Genomic DNA, 20,822 nt, shown 5'->3' with positions numbered 1-20,822 from the left:
ACCCGATTCGTACGGATCTGATCCGGATCCAAGCCAACGACACGCCGTCATTAGACCCACTTTTTGTCTATTAACCCAAGCGCCCGGCGGGTCAACACCGGGCGACTTTCCTCAAGAGAGGAGTTTCCTATGAGAAACGCAGAAACTAACTCACTGCTCCAAATGATACGGCTAATTGTCGTAGAGAGCAATGCTAAGCGCCGTGAAAGGCTCTTTGAGATCGTGAAAATGATGCTCAATGAGTTTGACGCTAGTTAGTAACTGCTGACCGTAGGCGGGCGAATGGTGACAGCGTTCGCCCGCTCTCCCCTCCCCCCTTGACCGTTTAGGGACTGACCGGGTGCAAGACCTGGCAAGGGGACGGTGCCGCGCTATAGGGGCGCGGCCTCAGCCGTGGAAAACGTCTCAGACACCGGGTTCCCGTCCGGCGTCAAACGAAACCGGACACGCCACGTAGGCGTACCGTCCTTGCGCACCCGTTTCTCAATAGAAGCCATACCCCGTACCTAACTGTGCCCTTCGTGTCCACGCCGTGTCCACAGGCACCCAACCGAAACACTTTTTGGCTTGATATCAAGGGAAAAAATGTGCGCACGGAGGGACTCGAACCCTCACGCCCAAAGGCACTGGAACCTAAATCCAGCGCGTCTACCAGTTCCGCCACGCGCGCGTACCGGTCTATCCTAGCGGATTTCCCGGTGTAGGAAAATTCGGAAAGGGCCAGGAAAGCCAGAAAAGGCCGGGAACGCCGAAAGGACCGAAAGATCAGAAACTATCGCACGATCACAACGCCAAGACCCGCGTTCCAGCCATTCACCTTTCCCACTTATTCGTCAATACCGAGATCGCGGCGCAGCCGCGCCACATGCCCGGTAGCTTTCACATTGTAAAAAGCCGCTGCCACGGTGCCATCCGGATTGACCACCACGGTGGAGCGGCGCATTCCGGTAACCGTTTTACCCCAGTTTTGCTTTTCTCCCCAAGCGCCCCATTCACTTGCCACCGCGTGATCCGGATCGGAGGCGAGCACAAAGTTGAGCCCCTGCTTCTCCCGGAATTTCTCCAGCGAGGTGAGCGAATCCGGGGAAACTCCCACCACGGCATAGCCAGCCGAGCGCAGAGAATTGAGATTATCGCGAAAATCGCAAGCTTCGGTAGTACACCCTGGGGTATTGGCTTTCGGGTAGAAGTACACGATGACTCCACGGGTGCCGTCGTTCAGATGTTCAGAAAGACGGAAGGTTCCCGCGGTGCTGTCCAAGGTGAAATCCGGGGCACGATCACCAGAATTTAACATTATTTTCCTTCACAATAAGCACGGCCCACGCGATAAGCATGGCGATACCAATCCCGAGAGGCCACAGGCCCAGGGGCGTGGGCGCGAACCACAGCATAAAAACCGCGCCAGCCCCGAATATCCAGGGGCGTTCACTCCAGTACCCGAGCCCGCACGCCACCGCTCCAACCGTTCCGAGCGCGAGAATCACTCCGTATTGCGGGAGGGCATGCCCGCTGATGGCGATATACCAACCCACAGCGAGGGTGACCACGCCCAGCGCAAGAATGGCGAGGGCGAGGTAGTTGAGGTATCGAGCTTGGCGCATGCCACTCAGTCTAGCTTCCGCATGGCGCGCCGAACCCCACCCGCGCCGGTGCTCTACGCGAAAATGCAGATGTTTCGCGGGTAGCGTGGAGTGGACCACGCGGCCGTAAAGCCCGGCAAAATTAAGAACATGAGTGAAGTCGACGCAGCTGATATGGGTCCGTGGCTCAGCCCCGAGGAACTCGAATTTGTCCGGCACAAGGTCCCGATGGTGTACGTGGATATTGTGCCGGTTCGCCTGGATGAAACCGGGCGGGTGATCGCTATCGGGATGCTGCTGCGTGCCGATTCTGAGGGGATTTTGCGGGAGTTCCCCTCGGGGCGGGTGCTGTTCCACGAACCGGTGCGCGCCGCGCTTATCCGCCATATCGATAAAGACCTCGGTTCGGTGGCACTTCCTCAACTGCCGCCGTATCTGGCCCCGTTCACGGTCACCGAATACTTCCCCACTCCCGAACCGGAGGCCGGGTATTACGATGCGCGCCAGCACCGGGTAGACCTGGCCTATATCATCCCCATTCACGGGGATTGCGATCCGGGAAATGACTCCCTGGAGTTCACCTGGTTTACGCCCGGGGAGGCACGCACCGCGGAGCTGCAGGCGGAAATGTCCGATGGGCACGCCGCTCTCTTGCGCGCAGCGCTCGGCTATATTGGCCGCTGCTAAGCCCGCTCGGCTAGCACCTGCACGATCACCGGTGCCAGCTGAGCAAATGCCTTGCCGCGGTGGGAGATAGCATCCTTTTCCTCCGGGCTCAATTCCGCGTTGGAACGGCTGGAGCCGGCCGGCGCGAAGATCGGGTCATAGCCGAAGCCCCCGCTGCCGCGCTCGGCGGTGAGGAGGATGCCCGGCATTTCGCCTTCGCGTACTTCCTCATGGCCTTCCGGGGTCACCAGCGCGGCCGCGCAATGAAAATGAGCGCCACGATTGGCCAGCGGCACATCCGCGAGCTGGGCGAGGAGGAGCTGGCGGTTCGCGGCGTCGTCCCCGTGGTGACCGCTCCAGCGCGCCGAAAAAATCCCGGGCGCCCCACCTAGAATATCTACGCACAGGCCCGAATCATCGGCAATAGCCGGCAGGCCGGTAGCCCGCGCGTAGGCCCGCGCTTTGATGAGCGCGTTCTGCGCGAACGTGGTGCCATCCTCCACCGGTTCAGGCACCGCAAACTCCGCGCCGGAGACAAGCTCAATTTCCTGCAACCACGGCGCCAGAATATTGCGAAGTTCCGTGACTTTATGGGCATTTCCGGTAGCGACGACGACGCGCCGCGGCTGCGCTACTTCCACTGGTCACCGCCGGTAAACACATCGCTACGTACCGGATTCTCCCCCTCGAAGAGCACCCGATGCTGGAGTTCACGAAGCTCGCGGGTGCCCTTATCCGCCAGGTCAAGGAGAACCCCAAGATCAGCGCGGTTGAAGGGGTGGTGTTCCGCGGTTCCCTGAACCTCCACGTAATCCCCGCTGCCCAGCGCCACGATATTCATATCGGTATCAGCGCGCACGTCCTCTTCATAAGGAAGATCGAGCCGCGGCTGGCCGTCAATGATGCCCACCGAAACCGCGGAAACCGAGGTGGTAAGGACCGGGCGGCGCACCAACTTACGTGCCCGAGCCCAGGAGATGGCATCCGCCAGAGCCACAAAAGCGCCGGTAATAGCCGCGGTGCGAGTTCCGCCGTCGGCCTGCAACACATCGCAATCCAGGGTGATGGTGTTCTCCCCCAGGGCTTTCATATCAACGGCGGCGCGCAGGCTGCGGCCAATCAACCGCGAAATCTCATGGGTGCGGCCCCCGATTTTCCCGCGCACGGATTCGCGCGGGGAACGCTCCGAGGTAGCGCGCGGAAGCATGGAGTATTCGGCGGTTACCCAGCCTTCCCCGCTGCCTTTGCGCCAGCGCGGCACCCCTTCTTCAAAGGAAGCAACGCAGAGCACGGTGGTACGCCCAAAGCGCACCAGCACACTGCCTTCCCCGGTCTCAAAATAGTGGCGGTCAATGGTGACGGGGCGCATCTCATCTACGGCACGCCCGTCCGCTCGCGTGGCGCTGGAGTTCTTTTCAGTCATGGCTTAAGGCTACCGCGCCGCTACAACATGAAAAATCCGCGTAGCCAGCTGATGCCAAACCACGCCCGCGGAGCCCTGCCCAAGCCTGCTGAGATCCGCGCACCCCGCTTAGATCCGGAAGGCTTCCCCGGCTCGCACGCAGGCCACCCGGCCCTCGTATTCTTCCCGCGCCGCGGCCCGCACGGATTCCCGATCTGTCCACGGCTGGAGGTGGGTGAGGAGCATCTCATGGGCCCCGGCCTGCGCGGCCAGCGCCCCGGCCCGCGAACCCGTGAGGTGAATGCCGCGCACGGTATCCCGCCCATCTTCATAAGCGCATTCGGAAAGGAGTAAATCGGCGCCGCGCGCCGCGGCGACGACGCCGTCGCACATATCCGTATCCCCCGTGAACGTGAGCACCACGTTCTCCCCGGGGCGCAGATCCGAGGGGCCGGTGATCCGGTAGGCGAAAGTTTCCACGGTGTGGAGGGCGGGGAACGCCTGGATGGTCATGGGGCCAACGCGGAAGGTATCCCCGGCGCGGACCTGGCGGAAGTCGAAAACGTCGTCGTAAGTTTCTTCCGGGCCGTCGTCGCCCAGTTGGCGGGCGCGCCGCCGCGCATCCCCGGGGCTGTACACCGCCACCCGGGGCAGCGGGCCGGAAGGATGCCAGCGCCGGTAGACCTGCATCCCGATGAGGTCGGCGCAGTGGTCGGCGTGGAGGTGGGAAATCACCATGGCGTCCAGGAGTGCCGGGTCGGTATAGCGCAGCAGATGGCCCATGGCGCCGGGGCCGAAATCCAGCGTGAAGGTGTAGGTGCGCGGGGCGCCGTTCGCGTCGATTCCTTCCGCCTGCACTAGGTAGGCCGAGGCGGGTGATTCCGGCCCGGACATTGAGCCGGAGCATCCAATGATCGTCAGTCTCATGCCGAGAGTTCCTCCGTAGATAGCACGGTTCCTACTTCCGGACCGAGGAATCTGCGGGCGAGGTGCCCGAAACTCACCGGGTCGCCGGTGGCGTAGAAGCGGCGCCGGGGGGTTCCCGGGCCGGCAAACATATCGCGGGTGGCTAGTTCGCGGTAAACATCGCGGGCGGTTTCATCCGCGGAGGACACGATGGTCACGTCCTCCCCCATGGTGTAGGAGATCACACCGGCGAGCAGCGGGTAGTGGGTGCAGCCCAGCACCAGGGTATCCACCCCGGCCGCCCGCACCGGAGCGAGGTAGTGTTCGGCAACCGCCTGCACCTGGGCACCGGCCGTCTGCCCCTGTTCCACCAGCTCCACGAACTGCGGGCAGGCCCGGGTGGTCAGTTCCAGATTCGGGGCGGCCGTAAAAGCATCCTGGTAGGCCCCCGATTCGATGGTGGCCGGGGTGGCAATCACCCCGATTTTCCCGTTCCGGGTGGCCCGCACCGCGCGGCGCACCGCCGGGCGGATCACCTCCAGCACCGGGATCCCCATCTCTGTGGCGAAGCGCTGCCGGGCATCCGCGAGCGCGGCGGAGGTGGCGGAATTGCAGGCGATGACCAGCATTTTCACGCCGGAGCCCACCAGTTTCTCCATGATGTCCATGGCGTAAGCGCGTACCTCGGGAATGGTTTTGGTGCCGTAGGGGCAGTGGGCGGTATCCCCGATATAGGTGATGGATTCGCCGGGAAGCTGGTCAATAATCGCGCGCGCGACCGTGAGGCCACCTACGCCGGAATCAAAAATACCAATGGGACGGGAATCCATACTGTCAAGTTACCGCCGCAGGTCCTTGTTCTGAATGGCAGTGATGAGTGAATCTTGCCACCACGCAATAATTACGTAGAGCACGCCGATCATGTCGTCGGTGGTATCGATTTGGGGGCGCTCGGATTCCATAATGTCGAGCGCGCGGGAGGTCACGGCCTCGGATTCCGCCGCGGTGGTGATATCGCGGCGGGTGCCGAGCACGATCCGAATATCATTCGCGCCGGCCAGCCAGCTACCGGCATCTTCATTACTCACCCATACAGCCTCGCTCGCCAGGGAGGTATAGAAAACCAGCAGGTTGCGGATTTTTGTGTGGCAGACGGCGGATTCGGTAAGGGCGCGCAATTCGTCAGCGAGCTCGGGTTCCTCGGACATATCCGGCAGGAGCCGGGCGAGGGCGGTATCCATATCGCAGGCAGGGGTGTAGCAGCGGGTGGTTTCCAGGTCGGCTAATTCGCGTTCGTAGGAGGCGAGCACATCGCTGGATTCTTCCACGCCGCGTGCGCTGTTACCGCGGGAGCCAGGCGTACCATTGCCGCGGGCGCCAGGTGCGTGCGCGGCGCCGGGCCCGGTTACATCCGCGCTGCTTTCTTGCATTTCTTCGTCCAGGTTGTAGCCGAGCAGAGTTGCGACGTCGCGCGCAAGTCCGGCAAAAAGTTGCCGTTCGGTCGCGTCAACGCTGGCACGGTAGCCGCCGCGGGCGGGGCGGAAGGGCAGCATATTATCTCCCACCTTCCGGTTCTTCTTCGATGGTGGCGAGCAGTCCGTAGGTGTGCATGGCCCGGGCGTCTGTTTCCATCTGCTCGCGCGGTCCGGTTGATACGACGGCGCGCCCGCGGGTATGGACCTCTAACATGAGGGTGAGGGCGCGGTCGGCCGAATGGCCAAAGTAGGATTGGAACACCCACTGCACATAGCTCATGAGGTTGATCGGATCATCGTGCACAACGGTGCGCCAGGCGCGGGCCGGGCCGGTGACCGCTTCGAAAAGCGTGAGGCTTTCGGTGCGGCTCGCCGGGCTGCTGGCCCCTAAATCTTCAGGAGATGTGTGCGCGCTCATATCTCCATCCTAGTGCCAAGCTCTTATCGGCGCGGCGAATCATCCCCGGGCAGCGCTTATCGGCGCGGCCCATCATCCTCCGCCAGCTTCTGCCGGCGCGGCCTATCATCCCCGGCCAGCTCAGGTGGGCGCGGGTAGACTCAGGCATATGAGTGTTTCAACTGCTTTGCTCACTGATATGTACGAGCTGACCATGGTGGATGCGGCCATGCAGTCGGGAAAGGCCCAACGGCGGGCCGTTTTTGAGATTTTTGCGCGCCGGCTCCCGGGCGGGCGCCGCTACGGGGTGGTGGCCGGCACGGGCCGCCTGCTCGACGCCCTGAAGAATTTCCGCTTCGGGGAAGAAGAAATTGAGTACCTGCGCGCCAATAAGATCGTTTCTGATTCCACCCTGGAGTGGCTGCGCACCTTCCGCTTCTCCGGCGATATTTGGGGTTACGCGGAAGGTGAAATGTACTTCCCCGGTTCCCCTATTCTCACCGCGGTGGGCACCTTCGCGGAGTGCTGCGTGCTGGAAACCCTCGCGCTTTCTATTTTCAACTATGACTCGGCGGTGGCCACGGCTGCCTCGCGTATGACGATTGCCGCGCACGGGCGGCCCTGCGTGGACTTCGGGGCGCGCCGCACCCACGAACGCAGCGCGGTTTCCGCGGCCCGCGCGGCCTATATCGCCGGTTTTGTGGGCACCTCGGATCTGGAGGCCGGGCGCCAGTACGGGATTCCGGTTTCGGGCACCTCGGCGCATTCTTTCACTCTGGTCCACGATTCGGAGCGCGAAGCTTTCGATACTCAGATCGCAGCCATGGGCACCGGCACCACGCTGCTGGTGGATACCTACAATATCGCGCAGGGCGTGGAGAATGCGGTGGCGGCCGGGCGCGCGGCCGGCGGTGAGATCGGTGCGGTGCGTATTGATTCGGGTGATTTGATCGCCACCGCCTTCAAGGTACGTGAACAGCTGGATCGCCTGGGTGCCACCTCCACGAAGATCACCGTCACTTCGGATCTTGATGAGTACGCGATCGCCTCCCTCAATTCCGCCCCGGTGGACGGCTACGGGGTGGGCACCCGCCTGGTCACCGGCTCGGGGGTTCCCACCGCGCAAATGGTCTACAAGCTAGTCCAGCGCGAAGGTGCGGACGGCCGGCCCGAGGAGGTCGCCAAGGCTTCGGAGAATAAGGCTTCGGTGGGCGGGCTCAAGGTTGCCGGGCGCTTGGAGAGCGGCGGGCACGCCACCGAGGAACTGGTGGTGAGCGCCTCGAGTTTCGCCGAGGGCCTGGCCTACCTGGAGAAACAGGGCGCCCGCCCGCTCCAGGTCCATCTGGTAGAGGCCGGCACCATCGACGAACGTTACTGCGGCACGGAAGTCCTCTCCGCCGCCCGCCTGCGCCACGACACCTCGCGCGACGCCCTCCCCTACGACGGCTGGCGCCTCTCCGCCGGGGAACCCGCGATCCCCACCCGCATGGTGGATATTTTCCCTGGCGACGACGCCGCGGCTTAATTCCCGCTCGCCTTCCTGCTCGCTGCGGCGCTGGTTCGAAGCGGCCAGAGCGCTTAGCGCTGGCCTACGAACCAGCGCCGCAGTGTTTTCACGCGCGCTTCGATCTGGTCGGCGCTCGCCCGGGCGACTTCCGGGCCGCCGCAGGCGCGGCGCAACTCCGTGTGGATAAGGGCGTGCGGGTCCCCGGTTTTCTTCGCCCAGGCCGCCACCAGCTGGGTGAGTTCCTTGCGGGCGGTACGCCGGCGGGTGAGCTCATCGGCGCCCGGGGCCGGGCGCTGGGAGCGGGCCTTTTTTGCCTGTTCGGCCTGGTGGGCGCGCAGCAGCGTGGTCACTTCTTCGGGTTCGAGCAGCCCGGGAATCCCTAGGAAATCTGCTTCTTCTTCCGAACCGACGGCCGCCCCGAGCCCGAATTCACCGCCGTCGAAAAGAGCCCTATCGAAAAGCGCCCCCGATTCCAGGGCTTCGTAACCCGGGCCCTCCAGTTCCTCACTGGCCTTTTCTTCCCGGTTGGCGGCCTCCAGCAGGTCATCATCCCAGCCGGCCACCTCCGCCTGTTTCGAAATGGCGTGGTCGCGTTCTTTTTCCATCTGTGCGGCCAGCTCCAGGAGCACCGGCACCGAAGGCAGGAACACCGTGGCGGTTTCCCCGCGCCGCCGGGCCCGCACGAAACGCCCGATCGCCTGCGCGAAATAGAGCGGGGTCGAAGCCGAGGTGGCATACACGCCCACGGCCAGGCGCGGCACGTCCACCCCTTCGGATACCATCCGCACCGCCACCATCCACCGCGAATCAGAATCCGCGAAGGTGGCGATTTTTTCGTTCGCGCCGGCATCGTCGGAGAGCACCACGGTAGGTGCTTCCCCGGTGATCTCGGTGAGGATCTGCGCGTACGCGCGGGCATCCTTCTGGTTGGAGGCGATCACCAGCCCACCCGAATCGGGTAGCGAGCGGCGCACCACCGTGAGGCGTTCGTTCGCGGCGGACAGCACCTCCGGGATCCACTCCCCACCCGGATTGAGGGCGGTACGCCAAGCCTGCGCCGTCATATCTTTGGTGAGTGGCTCGCCTAAGGTCGCGGCCACCACGTCACCCTGCTTGGTTTGCCAGCGCACCTGCCCCGAATAGGACAGGAAAATAACCGGCCGAACCACCCCGTCGCGCAGCGCCTGGGCGTAACCGTAGGTGTAATCGGCTTTGGAGCGCAAGTTCCCATAGCCATCCGGTTCGTAGGTCACAAAAGGAATGGGCGAGGTATCCGAACGGAAAGGCGTGCCGGTGAGGGCCAGGCGGCGGGTGGCCGGAGTGAAGGCTTCGCGAATGCCATCCCCCCAGGAGAGAGCATCCCCGCCGTGGTGAATCTCGTCCAGGATCACGAAGGTGGGCCGGGCGCTGGTGCGTTCGCGATGCAGGGCCGGGTTAGCGGCCACCTGGGCATAGGTCACGCACACCCCGTTGAAGAAGGAGCCTTCGGTGCGCTGGGCGTTGGTGAAATCGGCGTCCAGCTGAATACCCACGCGGGCCGCGGCCTGCGCCCACTGTGTTTTCAGGTGTTCGGTGGGGCAGACCACCGTGATGGTGCGGGCCTCGTGGCGCGCGAGCATTTCGACGGCGACGCGCAGCGCGAAGGTGGTTTTACCCGCCCCGGGGGTAGCTACCGCGAGGAAATCCCGGGGCATGCGCTCCAGGTAGAGGCGCAGCGCTTCGGCCTGCCAGGAGCGCAGGCTCGAGGTGGTTCCCCAGGCCGCGCGGGCCGGGAAAGCCGGAGGGAGATTCGAAGCGGCGGAAACGGAAGGGGTATGCGGGGTAGAAGCGGGAATCGAGCGGTGCAGACTCACTTGCCACTTCCCGGCACGTCCGGCCCGAAGGGCCATCCGGAGCCTTGGTTGCCCATCTGTTTACGGATTTCCTTGCAGGTGGGGCACACCGGATAGCGATCCGGGTTGCGCGAAGGAATCCAAATCTTCCCGCACAGCGCCACCACCGGCTGGCCGTACACGGCGGAAGCCATAAGGCGGTCCTTGCGCACGTAGTGGGAGAAACGCTCCTCATCACCGTGAGAAAGGCGTTCTTCGGTGCGTTCCAGCACCCCGACGGATTGCTGAGATTCCGTGGCCGGGCCGGCCGGGGCCGATGGCGCGCCCGGAGTTCCTAAAGGATCGGGAAGGGAAGTACTCATGGGCTCTATTGTACGGCCCGCGCCGGCCCGGGGAAGCCGCACCGGGGCGCCTCACGTGGAAAGCGAAAGTACCCGGAGCCCGGCAGCGCCGTCGTACCTCAACACGCCCCTACACAAGAATCGCCTCCCCGGCAAAACCGAGGAGGCGATACTCACAAGCAACTCAGGCTACTTGTTGGACACAGCCTTCTTGAGGTTGGATCCAGCCGAGATCTTCACGCCGAAACCGGCGGGAATCTCGATTTCTTCACCGGTGCGGGGGTTGCGGCCCTTGCGGGCGGCGCGCTCGGTGCGCTCCACGGAGAGCAGGCCGGTGATCTTCACGGCTTCGCCCTTGGAAAGCGAATCGACGAGCACTTCCTGGAGCGCGGCGATCACCTTATCGGCATCGGACTTGGACAGGCCGGAACGGTCGGCGATAGCTGCGATGAGCTCTGTGCGGTTAACGGACATGAAAATACCTCTCGATATCTGTTCAGGTACATGGCTCATAAGAACCACTAAGCAAAAATGTAGCGGAAACTGGCGCCAAAGTGAGAATTTTCTGCGAAATCGCCGCGTGTCGGTTAAGACATACATCACAACTCCCTCCAATTTGCACAGTTGTCACAGGATTTGCGCACCCGAACCGCACCCGTTGGCCGGCACGAATGCCTGGCTTAAGGGCATAATGAGAAAGGTTCAGGAAGCCCCCGGGCCGGTCAGCGCCGCGAAAGTGAGCACGCGGGCCGGGGTGTCGTCGTCGAAGAAAGGTTCCCCGGTGTCGCGACTTGTCGCCTTCATCCGCTCCCACCCCCGCCCCTTCAAAATCGCTTTCTACGTGCTGGTGATCGCCGGCGTGGCGGCCGTGGCTCACAGCCAGCTCAAGGAGCTGAGCGGTGAACAGATGGCGAAAGTGCTCAGCTCGACACCTCCGATTATCCTCGTGGAGCTGGTGGCCCTCGGTTTTCTGGCTTTTACCGCCACCGGTATTTATGACATCTTCGCCTCCCGGCATTTCGGGGTGGAGATCCCGGTGGGAACCGCCGCGAAAATCGGGTGGATCGCCCAGGCTTTTAATAATTTTGCGGGGCTGGGCGGGCTGACCGGCGGGGCGATTCGCTCGCGCTACTACAAGCGGGCCGGGGCCTCCACCAAAGCCGCCGTGGATGCGAGCGTTGCGGTATGGGCCGCGAACCTGCTCGGGCTGTTCGCCATGCTGCTAGCCACCCTGCCTTTCGCCTTCCGCTACGACGGGCGTTTCCTGGTGGTACCCGTGGTGGCCTGCCTGTATATCCCGGTGTATTTCCTGGCTGGCAAAGTGCATTTCTGGAAGATTGACTTGCGCACCACCGCGATCGGCACCCAGAATTTCCGGCAGAAACTCCAGATGCTTTTTGCTTCCGTTGCGGATTGGCTGGCCGCGGCGGTGTTCTTCTGGATTTGCGTGCGCACGTTCCTGGGTGAGGTTTCTTTCGTGCAGGCCGTGTTTGTGTACGCCACCGCCACCCTGGTGGGCCTGCTCAGCTTCATTCCGGCCGGCCTGGGAACCTTCGATCTCACCGTTATTGTGTTCTTCCAGCACCTCGGTTTTGATTCTTCGACCCTGGTGCTCGCGATTATCGTCTACCGCGTCACCTACTACGCGCTGCCGTGGCTGGCGGCCACCGTGTACTGGCTGGCCGAATACGCCTACCCGCGCCTGGGCCTGGAGGATCGCGAGAAACGCGAACGCTGGCTCATTAACGCGCTTTCCACCGGCGTGGTGATTCTGGGGATTTTCTCCATCGTCAATGCTTTCGCGCCCTCGTTTTACGCGCGGGTGGCGCTGCTGCATGTCTTCCTCCCCCACGAAATGATTCGCTCCTCGCGTATTGTTTCGCTGCTGGTGGGGATTATGCTGCTTATTTTGGCGCGCGGGGTGCGCCAGCGGGTGAGCCGCATTTTCCCGATTATTTTGATTCTGTTGGGCGTGGCGGCGGTGGCCTCGGTGGCGCGCGGCCTGGATACCGGCGCAATTATCGTCATTATTCTTTTCGCGATTTTGCTCTACCTGGCGCGCGGGGCTTTCAACCGCGACCCGCTCCCCTTCGAATGGCGTTCTTTCGCGTTTTTCGCGGTCATCGCGGTGGGGATCCCCCTCGGAATTTTCGCCTGGCGCTGGATCCACGGCGCCCCGCAGGCGCACGTATACCCCACCGCCCACGCGCTGCTCACCGGTGTGAGCATGATCTGCTTCGTTTCCCTCATTTCCCTCGCGCTGCTTTTCTCGCGTTCACGCGCCCCGCATTTTGAGCTGCCCCCCCCGGATGACGTGCATCGTTTCGAAACGTTCATGAGCGAGCACAATGCCGGTAATGCCTTCACGCATCTTTTCTATCTGGGCGATAAGCAGGTCTTTTATTCTTCGAACGGGCGCGCGGCGCTGCTCTACCGCCCCTACCGTTCCTCCATGCTGGTGCTCGGCGATCCCTTTGGGGACGAGGCCTCCTTCGAGGAGCTCTTCGAGGAGTTCGTGACCTACGCCGATGAACACGGCTGTTCGGTGGCGATTTACGAGATCGCGGATATTTACCTGGGGGCCTGCGCGAATATCGGTTTCTCCTTCGTGAAAATCGGGGAGGACGCCACCGTGGACCTGGCCACCTACTCCAATGTGGGCAATAAGGGCAAGGTGTTCCGGCGCATGCGCAACCGCATGGGCGAAAAAGGCACGCATTTCGAAGTGCATTTCCCGCCTTACACTCCCGACTTCATCGGGGAGCTGCGCGAAGTTTCGGATGCCTGGCTGGGCAAACGTTCCGAAATGGGCTTCTCCCTCGGTTTCTTCGACGCCTCCTATATTGGTCGCACCCCGGTGCTGCTGGTGCGTGGGGAGGAACGTATCGAAGGATTCGCGAGCCTCATGCCGATGGCGCCGGGGGTTGCGTCCGTGGACCTCATGCGCATTCGCCCCGACGCGCCGGGCGGCACCATGGACGGCATTTTCGTTTCGCTGATCGAATGGGCGAAAGAAAACGGCTACACCCATGTGAACCTGGGGATGGCGCCCATGTCCAATACGGGCACCACGCGTTTTTCGCGGGCGCGCGAAAAGGTGGTGCGCGTGATCTACGACTTCGGCGACCGCCTCTACAATTTCAAGGGCCTGCGTTCCTACAAGGAAAAGTTCAAGCCGCGCTGGCAGTCCCGCTATCTTGCGTATACAGGAACGACGGCGCTCACCCCCACCATCCTGGGACTCCTCGACGTGATTCAGCATCCGGACCGCAGCCGCGGGGCGATTCCGCTGCAATGGAGCCTGCCCGCGCCCTGCTCTAGTGAGGGCGACGACGCCGCAGCTGCCGTTCCGGCAGCTGATACTCAGGCCGCCAGTGCGGCTGGAAAGAAAGGTGCCTGATGGCGAAGCGGCCCTCGATGCGTAATCCCGAAACGCCGATGGACGAATTTGGCACGGTTGTGCTGCGCCGGGCCACGCAGAACGTGCGCAGCAAGCTGGTGGCTGATCCGGAGCGGCATAAATCCGAGCTCGCGGCGGCTGAGCGGCGCGATGCGGATGATCAGGTGCGTGAGCTTTTCCCGGATGCCCGGATTTGGTACCTGGAGGCCCGGCCGAGCCACTACCGGTTGAAGGCAGCCGGCTTCTTTGTACTGAGTGTGCTGGATTTGGATGTGTATCGCGGCTGGTTGGATGGCCCGCATCCGCGTGCTTTCTACCTGGTAGAACAGGGCAGGCTCCAGCTATTGGTGCGGGTCAATGAGTTTTATCTTGACGCGATAGCGCTTCCTTCGCCGCCCGCGCCGGTGAGCAAGCGGCGTTTCATCATCGGGCGGGATGAGTTTCTGCGCAACGAAGAGGAACTGGCTTAGCTGAACGGGAGGGGTGCTGAGTAGTACCCCTCCCGTTCGCTGTACCGCAGGCGTTATGCTCCTGGACTCGCGGCGTTGTTCTTGGCGCGGCGGCGTTCTTTCCACGTCATGCGCCCGAGCACCCCGATAGTTCCCAAAACTGCGGCTCCGTAGGCGATGGCGAACCACGGGAAGCGCGGCAGATCCGAGGGCTTATTCGCGGCTTTCACGTCTGCCACCGGGGTGGGGATAATGCGCTCCCCCGTGACCAGGATGCGATGGGAGTTAATGCCGAGCGGGGTGCAGGTCACCAGGGTGACGAGGTCTTTTCCTTCTTCTACCCGCAGGGTGTCGGTATCTTCCGGGGCCACCACTTTGGTATCGCGGACGCGATAGGTGAGTACATCACCGAACACTTCGATGGTGAAGGTATCCCCCACGTTGACCTTATTGAGGTCGGTGAACATGCGGGCGTTGGCAAGGCCGCGGTGCGCGGTGATGACGGCGCGGGTGCTCGGCCCGCCCACGGGCAGCGAGGTGCCTTCCAGGTGGCCGGCCGCGCGGTTGAGAACCTCATCTGAGGTGCCGTGGTAGACGGGTAGATCAACGTCAATATTCGGGATGCGGAGCCGAGCCATGAGGCCGTCAGAGTCCGCAGCAAGAATCTTTTCGTAAGGCCAGATGCCGTCCGCGGCGGTGGTGTCGCCGGTGCCGGTGGCTTTGCGTTCATTGGCTTCCAGGATCGCGCCGGCGTTGAATGCTTCGTTATAGGCGTGCGCGGCGGCGAGCTGGGTTTCTTTATCAGGCTGGGCGGTGGCGATTTGATCGGAGTACGCGCCGGTGATTTTGGATTGCTCGTATTGGGAGAGCCAGGCGGCAGCATGCGGGTACACCAGCAAAGTGAGGCCGAGGATAACGAGGAGCCCGATGAGGTAGGGCAGCAGCAGGTTTTTCTTCATGAGATACAGACCCGGGTGGGGAGGTACCAGATGGCACCTCCCCACCCGTTCGGTAGACCGCGTATGTTACGCGGTCAGTTCTGTGCTTAGGCGTTCACCGCGCGGTTGCGGCGAACCTGAGCGACGGTCAAACCACCAGCAGCACCCAGCAGCGCGAGGCCACCCAGGGTGAGCAGCAGCTGGCCGGCAGCACCGGTCAGCGGCAGGTTCGGGCCGTCATGCTTGGTGTTGTCGATGTTCAAAAGAACATTGGTAGCAACACCCTTCTGAACCGTAACTCGCTTGACTTCGGTATTGATGACGTAACCAGCAGGAGCCTTCTTTTCCTTAAGGAAGAAGTCCTTCTGTTCCGCATCGCCCAGAACCAGGCCCGGGAAGCGAACCTTACCTTCGTCATCCGAAGTAGCAGAAGCAATGGGATTAGTTCCCGCATTTGCGTCCTGCTCGGAGCCGAACACTTCGAACTCTGCACCCTTCAAAGGCTTCTGGTTGTCCTTGTCACGCTTGAGAACAAGAAGTTCACCGAGCTTAACCGGACGATCCGAACGAGTCTTGTCCACGCCCGGGTTGTAATCGTTCACAATGGGACCGAAGGAGTTCGGGATTTCACCGTTGTTCGGGAGTCCGGTGATCTGCGTGGTCAGTTCAACCTTGAATTGCTGTCCGGCCTGAACCTTCTTGAGTCCAGCTTCAGTAAGCTGAACCGTAACCTTCTGGCGAGTCGTCACATCGTTGTTCTCCTTGTTCTCAGGAGCAACGGTGATCGTGTAGTCGGTGGTAGCGGTAAGAACAGTGTTATCAAGGGAAACCGTCGCACCAACGTACTTGAGGTGCTGATCAAGGTTATCCTCCATACCGATCTTCTTGTAGGTCTGGTCCTTTGCCAAAGCAGGAATCTGGTACTGAATATCCCACTTAACGTTGTCGCCGACCTTGCGGGAATCAGTATCCTTCAGTGTCTTTGTACCATCATCGGCAATGGTGTTCTTCGGGTAAGCGTGAATGTCGTAGATCCACTCAGCCTTATCGTTTACCTTCGAGGGGAAGGGGATGGAGACGAAGAAGGGCTGAGCCTTTTCAGTGACGTTGTGAGTACCAGTGTCACCTTCGCGCACAAGGTAAACTCCAGCAGCGCGATTCGCGAAGGTAGTCTTTCCACCATTCTCAGTCTTCTGGCTTGTCGGAGCACCCAGAGTGAGCTGCTGATTATCGACGGTTACCTGCGATGTTGCAGCGTCGTACTTCAGCTTCGAGATCTTCGCCCAATCTTCCGGCTTAGTCAGGTCAATACCCTGAACCTCTTGAATAATGAACTCAACACCGTCGAGAGCTTCTGCACCCTGCGGAACATCCGTGATCTCGCGACCGTTATTCGGCTTGTCCCAAGCCGGGTTCTTGTACTTGTGGACCGTGATAGAACCGGCCTTATTAAGATCCGGATTGCCAAGCGTATCTTCGGCGGCCGGAACAGCGTGGGCCCCGGGTGCGAGCACCAGACCGGCCGCGCCGAGGAGGGCGGTGATCAGGGCGGCGAGCACCGCGCGGATAGATTTCTTCAGCTGCATGGTAGTCCTCTCCGTGATTGCAGCACATATTGCTTCAATTAGTTGTGTGGTTATTTTTGCCCGAAGGGCGGCGGTAACTACGCGGTGTTACCCACGCAGATAGTTCTCAGTGGTTGAGCCTTTATTCCACGCTCACCCCCGGTTTCGCCGTCTGATCATCACGATGCTCACCAGGAGCACAGCTCCCCCGAGCACCGCGAAACCTGCCGTGCGGAACGCGCTATCACTCCACCCACCGGTGAGTGGGAGCGGCGGTGCCTCACGAAGCTTGTTATAAATCGCGCCAAGATTCAGTTCCACGGGCTCGTTACGATCATTCGTGACCGTGGTGGCGCCCACCTCGACCGTTTTCACCTCGGTGGTCTTCACGTAGCCCAGCGGCGCGGTCTTTTCTTCCAGGGTGTAGGTACCCCAGGGAACGTTTTCCAAGCGCAGCTTGCCCGGGCGCGGATCCTGATCCTGCCAAAGCCTGGTAGCCGGGCACGCCTGCGCGGTCTCCCCCACGCAATCGCTTACCTCGAAAGGCCGCCCATGCTGATCACGCACCGTCCAGACGGATCCCTTAAGGAACTTCTCTGACCCGGTTTCCTTTTTCTCCCAGACGATGGTGCCACGCACGCGATCGTTCTTAATGATGACCGGGGGATTCTGCTGCTTGGTCGTCACGACTTGCGGCGTACCCGCCGGCCGGTACCCACGCGGCGCGGACTTTTCATCCACCACGTAGCGCCGCCCAATGAGCACATTGTCCCACCTGGCACGGCCGGATCCATCCGTGGTGCGCTCGCCCTGGCGCGGCTCACCAGCATCGCAGCGTCCGTTCCCGTTAGCGTCCTCGCACAGGTCAAAAACGGCCCCGGCCAGCGGATCGCCATAATCCGCATCTTGCTTCTGGATGGTCAGCGAAGTTACCTTCGGGCTATTCAATACCGAGCACGTGAGATTCCCGTTCACAGGCGGCGAGGTCACTTCCCCGAGGAAAGCACCGCCTTCCTCGCGTTGCCCGCGCACCTGGACATTTCGCCCCAGCTTGTCCGTGCAACTCCATACTTTGTTGTAGTCACTGAGCGACGACGCCGAACCGCCGGCCATCTGCTCCTTGAGCACATAGACGCGATCCCGGCCACGCAGCATCTTGCGCGTCGGCGTTTGGGGACCATCGGCTTGGCCCGTCGTCGTCACAGATTCGGAATACGGGGCGCCGCCCAGCGGATTCGTGCCCGGGTTCTTCTCCGCCACGGTCACCGTGAACTGATCGCGCTCATTCAGGCGCTTCGTGATGTTCTTCTCCGCGCTAATGGTGGGAAGCTCCGCGCAGCCTTCGGTATCGGAAATCGCAGTATCAGCCCACTGCCCGTTGTAATCCCCAGGGCTCGCCGGGACCTGGAACACCGGCTGCTTGCGGTTGCGGACCTCGCCGGAAATAATATCGACTTCGTAGATACGCGACTGCGAGAGGCGTCCGCTCGGGTTCTGGCCGGTGTAACGGCCGGACACATAGAACGAACCATTAGGACCGGCAGCCAAACCATCCGGCTCGAACATCATGAGGTTCATGTGGAAGGAACGGACGAGCTCGGTAGGCAACTCCGGGAAATTCTTATTACGAATACTGTTGAGGTTGATAATCGGCTCGCGCGCATTATTCGCGGTCGCGAACTGGCCGGCAGCAATCGCCCGGTTATATGCAGCCTGGAAATCCGCGGCGTCAATGCGGTCAATACGCATCTGGCTCAGGCCGGAGAAATCGCGGCCCTGGTTATTGAGGCGGCCCTCAGATGAACCGGAAAGGATGTAAAGATTGCCATCCTTATCGAAAATCATGTCAGAGAAAACCGCGGAGGACAGACTCGTTGTGTTGAGGTAGCCGAGGGTGACCATCCGGCGCGTGCCCGGATCGAAAGCCATGAGCTTACGCTTGGACTTGTAATTGGTGCCGGCAGTCGCGGTATCACCAATCGTGAGGTACTTGCCGTCCGGGGACATCGTGCCACCTTTGATGGGCATTCCGGGCCCGAGGATCCGGTAGCGCTCATACAGCTGGTATCCCGTGTCTCCCGTATTGCTGATACGGCCGTGAGCGATCCAGGTTTCCGGAGTTGAGCCGGGCTGGGTAGAACCTCGCAGCTCGGTATGCCACATGGAGCCGTCCGCGGCGATGGCCAGGCCGTCGTAGCCGAGGTTGCGCCCCGCGCCGGTATCCTTCTTCCATTCCACGCGACCCACGAGCTCCGAGCCCAACGTGCCATTCGAATTCACATAAAGGAAGTTGATTTCGCCCTTGCCCGAGCTCATGGAATAAAAACCACGGCCGGTGCACTGGTGCATACCGGTAGGCCGCACATTGCGCGGCGCGAAGCGGCTCGGCGGCGCGGCGAGCTGGCTGGCCGAACCATCCCGCGGGGTGCCTTCCGGCTGTTCCAGAATTCCGAGCTGTTCGCGCCAGCTCTTCTGCGCCCGGTCCAGCGGGGTGGTGGCATCGGTTGCGCCCGCAGCGTTCGGATCGGCATCCGGTGCCGGGGTGGTTTCTTCGTTGCTCTCTGTTGTTGCGGCGCCTTCTTCGGTCGCGCCTTCTTCTGTGGTGTCTGTTTCGGTGGAGTCCGACGGCGCAGCCGGGCTGGCGGGATTAGGCTGCGCAGGATCCCCGGCGGCGGTGCCGGGTTCCGGAGCTTCCGAGGTGGGCTGATCGCTGGCATCTTGAGCGGTGGTGATGCCAGGGGTGGGATGAGGCGCCGGGGTACCCGAAAATGGGAGACCCGTGGCATGGCTGGTCATGAGTGCGGCCACGATCGTTGCAACCGTTGCCGGTATCGCCCGAAAATTCACGCTCATCCTGTCCATTACACGAAGGATTGATCACCGGAAGTGGTTGATCAGCCCGCCGTATAACTAATAGTTATCAATCGCCTTAACAAGCTACGGGAGGAACTACCTACTGTCCAGTAACGTGAAACGTGATTCATCTCCGCCAAAGTTCCCAGACGGCTCCCAGCCTGAAAATATTTTGCAAATCTTTACACTTGGAAAATTGGCGTACTATGGCGCTAAAAATCCCCCCCCCCCCCCGCATTTTTTCACGCCACCGTAGCACAGCACCTTCTAGGACCCTAGACCTAAATTGTTGATTTGAAATAAATTTTCACAGATTAGTAAAGAACTTTATGTTATGAGCACCACACGAAAATTGACGAAAAGTACGCGACGTGTCCATGGTTGTCTAGCGACAAATTTGGCGAGGTAAGCGACGCTAATCTTTCGCGCTTGTTCGCGAAATAATTGAATACAGCCTCATGCCAGGTCTACGATCAAGTTATGTCACGCAAAGATCCCCAGCTCCTTACCGGCCTCCTCACCGGCATGGGAGCCCTACACTTCATCGCTCCCGAGCCCTTCGATTCCATCATCCCGCCCCGGCTTCCCGGCGAGCCGCGAGCCTATACCCTGGCCTCCGGGGTGGCGGAATTGGTGACGGCCGGACTCATTGCGCACCGGCGCACCCGCAAGCTTGGCGGAGCGGCGGCCATTGCGCTGTTCCTCGCCGTTTTCCCGGCGAATATCTACATGGCCTACCAGTGGCGGAATAAGCCCTGGCCGCTCAAGGCGATTGCTTATGGCCGGCTCCCCCTCCAGGCTGTGCTTATTAAGCAGGGGTGGAATGTTATGAAGCTGGCTGATACCCAGGCCGACGCAAAGCCAGATGCGGAAACGAACGCGAAGGCGGATTCCGCGGCGGCGAATCGCTAGAGAAACGGTGGTGGCGCGGGCGGCCGTGGGCCGGTGAGCTGCGGCGTCGTACCTACCTGCACGAACGCGAGCTGTGCGAAAATTGTTGCACAACTGCACACAACGGTGTTCGCACCGCTCAACGCAAAGGAGCAAGCATGGAAGCTGCGCGGGTTGCCGCCTGGGTATTCATGGAAGAAACCCCGATCCCGGCCGATGTTGCCGATCTACTCACCGAAGGCGAAGAGCCGTACGCCGCCTATAAGACGCTACGCGATAGCGCGATTTTTACCTCAAAACGGCTAATCGTGCGCGATGCGCAGGGCATTACGGGCAAGAAGGTGGAGATTTATTCGCTGCCATATAAGGCCATCCAGATGTGGTCGAGTGAAAATGCCGGGAAAATTGATATCAGCGCGGAGATTGAGATGTGGACGCTGGCCGGGCATATCAAGATTAGCCTGGGGCGCCATATCGACGTGCGGCGCATCGATAAGCTCATCGCTCGGTGTGTGCTGGGGGCGCGGTAAAGCGCGGTAGGTACTCGTAGCCGCGGTAGGCGGCTACTTTTTACCAAGCGTCCGGAGAATATGCGTGGCGGCCGTTCCTGGTAATGG

At 61.5% G+C, this 20,822-nt stretch carries 20 protein-coding genes and 1 tRNA gene; 6 read left to right on the top strand and 15 right to left on the bottom strand.

The window, feature by feature from the left end; all coding sequences use genetic code 11:
* Nucleotides 1-588: 588 nt before the first annotated feature.
* From ACRQDJ_RS08920 to ACRQDJ_RS08910, 3 genes are all read right to left on the bottom strand, one after another.
* A tRNA-Leu gene (locus ACRQDJ_RS08920) sits at nucleotides 589-670 on the bottom strand.
* A 156-nt stretch (nucleotides 671-826) separates the two neighbouring features.
* Complete coding sequence (gene bcp / locus ACRQDJ_RS08915) at nucleotides 827-1,297, bottom strand: thioredoxin-dependent thiol peroxidase (protein WP_101595086.1); 471 nt, start codon at nucleotides 1,295-1,297, stop codon at nucleotides 827-829.
* Nucleotides 1,281-1,604, bottom strand: a complete 324-nt coding sequence (locus tag ACRQDJ_RS08910) for a hypothetical protein (protein WP_101595090.1) — start codon at nucleotides 1,602-1,604, stop codon at nucleotides 1,281-1,283. The genes bcp and ACRQDJ_RS08910 overlap by 17 nt, the downstream gene beginning before the upstream one ends.
* 129 nt (nucleotides 1,605-1,733) lie before the next feature.
* Between ACRQDJ_RS08910 and ACRQDJ_RS08905 the strand changes: the two genes are divergently transcribed.
* Nucleotides 1,734-2,270, top strand: coding sequence for a DUF4916 domain-containing protein (locus ACRQDJ_RS08905; protein ID WP_026429485.1), 537 nt, complete (start codon nucleotides 1,734-1,736; stop codon nucleotides 2,268-2,270).
* On the opposite strand, the gene rdgB is transcribed toward ACRQDJ_RS08905, so the two are convergent.
* The 6 genes from rdgB to clpS all read right to left on the bottom strand — a co-directional run bounded on the left by rdgB (nucleotide 2,267) and on the right by clpS (nucleotide 6,450).
* Nucleotides 2,267-2,890, bottom strand: a complete 624-nt coding sequence (gene rdgB / locus ACRQDJ_RS08900) for an RdgB/HAM1 family non-canonical purine NTP pyrophosphatase (protein WP_087070905.1) — start codon at nucleotides 2,888-2,890, stop codon at nucleotides 2,267-2,269. The genes ACRQDJ_RS08905 and rdgB overlap by 4 nt on opposite strands.
* Nucleotides 2,881-3,672, bottom strand: coding sequence for a ribonuclease PH (gene rph, locus ACRQDJ_RS08895; protein ID WP_087070906.1), 792 nt, complete (start codon nucleotides 3,670-3,672; stop codon nucleotides 2,881-2,883). The genes rdgB and rph overlap by 10 nt, the downstream gene beginning before the upstream one ends.
* Nucleotides 3,673-3,780: 108 nt before the next feature.
* Entirely contained in the window at nucleotides 3,781-4,578 is a 798-nt protein-coding gene (locus tag ACRQDJ_RS08890) for an MBL fold metallo-hydrolase (protein WP_087070907.1), read from the bottom strand.
* Nucleotides 4,575-5,387, bottom strand: coding sequence for a glutamate racemase (murI, locus tag ACRQDJ_RS08885; protein ID WP_087070908.1), 813 nt, complete (start codon nucleotides 5,385-5,387; stop codon nucleotides 4,575-4,577). Before murI ends, ACRQDJ_RS08890 begins: the two co-directional genes overlap by 4 nt.
* Before the next feature lie 9 nt (nucleotides 5,388-5,396).
* Entirely contained in the window at nucleotides 5,397-6,122 is a 726-nt protein-coding gene (locus ACRQDJ_RS08880; protein WP_087070909.1) for a DUF2017 family protein, read from the bottom strand.
* A complete protein-coding gene (gene clpS / locus ACRQDJ_RS08875) occupies nucleotides 6,112-6,450 on the bottom strand; it encodes an ATP-dependent Clp protease adapter ClpS (protein WP_087070910.1) in 339 nt (112 codons plus the stop codon). Before clpS ends, ACRQDJ_RS08880 begins: the two co-directional genes overlap by 11 nt.
* A gap of 148 nt (nucleotides 6,451-6,598) precedes the next feature.
* Here clpS and ACRQDJ_RS08870 point away from each other — a divergent pair, with 148 nt between their 5' ends.
* The gene (locus tag ACRQDJ_RS08870; RefSeq protein ID WP_026429492.1) at nucleotides 6,599-7,954 is read left to right on the top strand and encodes a nicotinate phosphoribosyltransferase; all 1,356 of its coding nucleotides are present in this window, start codon (nucleotides 6,599-6,601) and stop codon (nucleotides 7,952-7,954) included.
* 53 nt (nucleotides 7,955-8,007) lie between these two features.
* Here ACRQDJ_RS08870 and ACRQDJ_RS08865 read toward each other — a convergent pair whose 3' ends face one another.
* From ACRQDJ_RS08865 to ACRQDJ_RS08855, 3 genes are all read right to left on the bottom strand, one after another.
* Entirely contained in the window at nucleotides 8,008-9,825 is a 1,818-nt protein-coding gene (locus ACRQDJ_RS08865) for a DEAD/DEAH box helicase (protein WP_234984511.1), read from the bottom strand.
* On the bottom strand, nucleotides 9,786-10,130 hold the full coding sequence (locus ACRQDJ_RS08860) for a DUF3039 domain-containing protein (RefSeq protein ID WP_026429494.1): 345 nt from the start codon (nucleotides 10,128-10,130) through the stop codon (nucleotides 9,786-9,788). Before ACRQDJ_RS08860 ends, ACRQDJ_RS08865 begins: the two co-directional genes overlap by 40 nt.
* A gap of 168 nt (nucleotides 10,131-10,298) precedes the next feature.
* Complete coding sequence (locus tag ACRQDJ_RS08855) at nucleotides 10,299-10,583, bottom strand: HU family DNA-binding protein (protein ID WP_087070911.1); 285 nt, start codon at nucleotides 10,581-10,583, stop codon at nucleotides 10,299-10,301.
* Between the two features lie 217 nt (nucleotides 10,584-10,800).
* Here ACRQDJ_RS08855 and mprF point away from each other — a divergent pair, with 217 nt between their 5' ends.
* Both mprF and ACRQDJ_RS08845 read left to right on the top strand, forming a co-directional pair.
* Entirely contained in the window at nucleotides 10,801-13,509 is a 2,709-nt protein-coding gene (gene mprF / locus ACRQDJ_RS08850; protein ID WP_435717999.1) for a bifunctional lysylphosphatidylglycerol flippase/synthetase MprF, read from the top strand.
* Complete coding sequence (locus ACRQDJ_RS08845; RefSeq protein ID WP_435717998.1) at nucleotides 13,509-13,979, top strand: hypothetical protein; 471 nt, start codon at nucleotides 13,509-13,511, stop codon at nucleotides 13,977-13,979. Before mprF ends, ACRQDJ_RS08845 begins: the two co-directional genes overlap by 1 nt.
* A gap of 53 nt (nucleotides 13,980-14,032) precedes the next feature.
* Here the strand turns inward: ACRQDJ_RS08845 and ACRQDJ_RS08840 are convergent, their stop codons facing one another.
* The 3 genes from ACRQDJ_RS08840 to ACRQDJ_RS08830 form a co-directional block, all read right to left on the bottom strand.
* Entirely contained in the window at nucleotides 14,033-14,917 is an 885-nt protein-coding gene (locus ACRQDJ_RS08840) for a class C sortase (protein WP_284889092.1), read from the bottom strand.
* Between the two features lie 86 nt (nucleotides 14,918-15,003).
* On the bottom strand, nucleotides 15,004-16,482 hold the full coding sequence (locus ACRQDJ_RS08835; RefSeq protein ID WP_284889093.1) for a SpaH/EbpB family LPXTG-anchored major pilin: 1,479 nt from the start codon (nucleotides 16,480-16,482) through the stop codon (nucleotides 15,004-15,006).
* A 132-nt stretch (nucleotides 16,483-16,614) separates the two neighbouring features.
* A complete protein-coding gene (locus ACRQDJ_RS08830) occupies nucleotides 16,615-19,314 on the bottom strand; it encodes an MSCRAMM family protein (protein WP_284889094.1) in 2,700 nt (899 codons plus the stop codon).
* Nucleotides 19,315-19,794: 480 nt separating this feature from the next.
* Between ACRQDJ_RS08830 and ACRQDJ_RS08825 the strand changes: the two genes are divergently transcribed.
* Together ACRQDJ_RS08825 and ACRQDJ_RS08820 are read left to right on the top strand one after the other, a co-directional pair.
* Nucleotides 19,795-20,226: a DoxX family protein gene (locus ACRQDJ_RS08825; RefSeq protein WP_284889096.1), complete on the top strand. Its 432-nt coding sequence runs from the start codon at nucleotides 19,795-19,797 to the stop codon at nucleotides 20,224-20,226.
* Nucleotides 20,227-20,363: 137 nt separating this feature from the next.
* Nucleotides 20,364-20,735 (top strand): PH domain-containing protein, encoded by a 372-nt coding sequence (locus ACRQDJ_RS08820; RefSeq protein ID WP_284889097.1) that lies wholly within the window; start codon nucleotides 20,364-20,366, stop codon nucleotides 20,733-20,735.
* Nucleotides 20,736-20,822: the final 87 nt, after the last annotated feature.

The organism is Actinotignum urematis (assembly GCF_051264595.1).
Lineage (GTDB): Bacteria > Actinomycetota > Actinomycetes > Actinomycetales > Actinomycetaceae > Actinotignum > Actinotignum timonense_A.
This window is presented reverse-complemented; position numbering and strand designations above follow the sequence as displayed.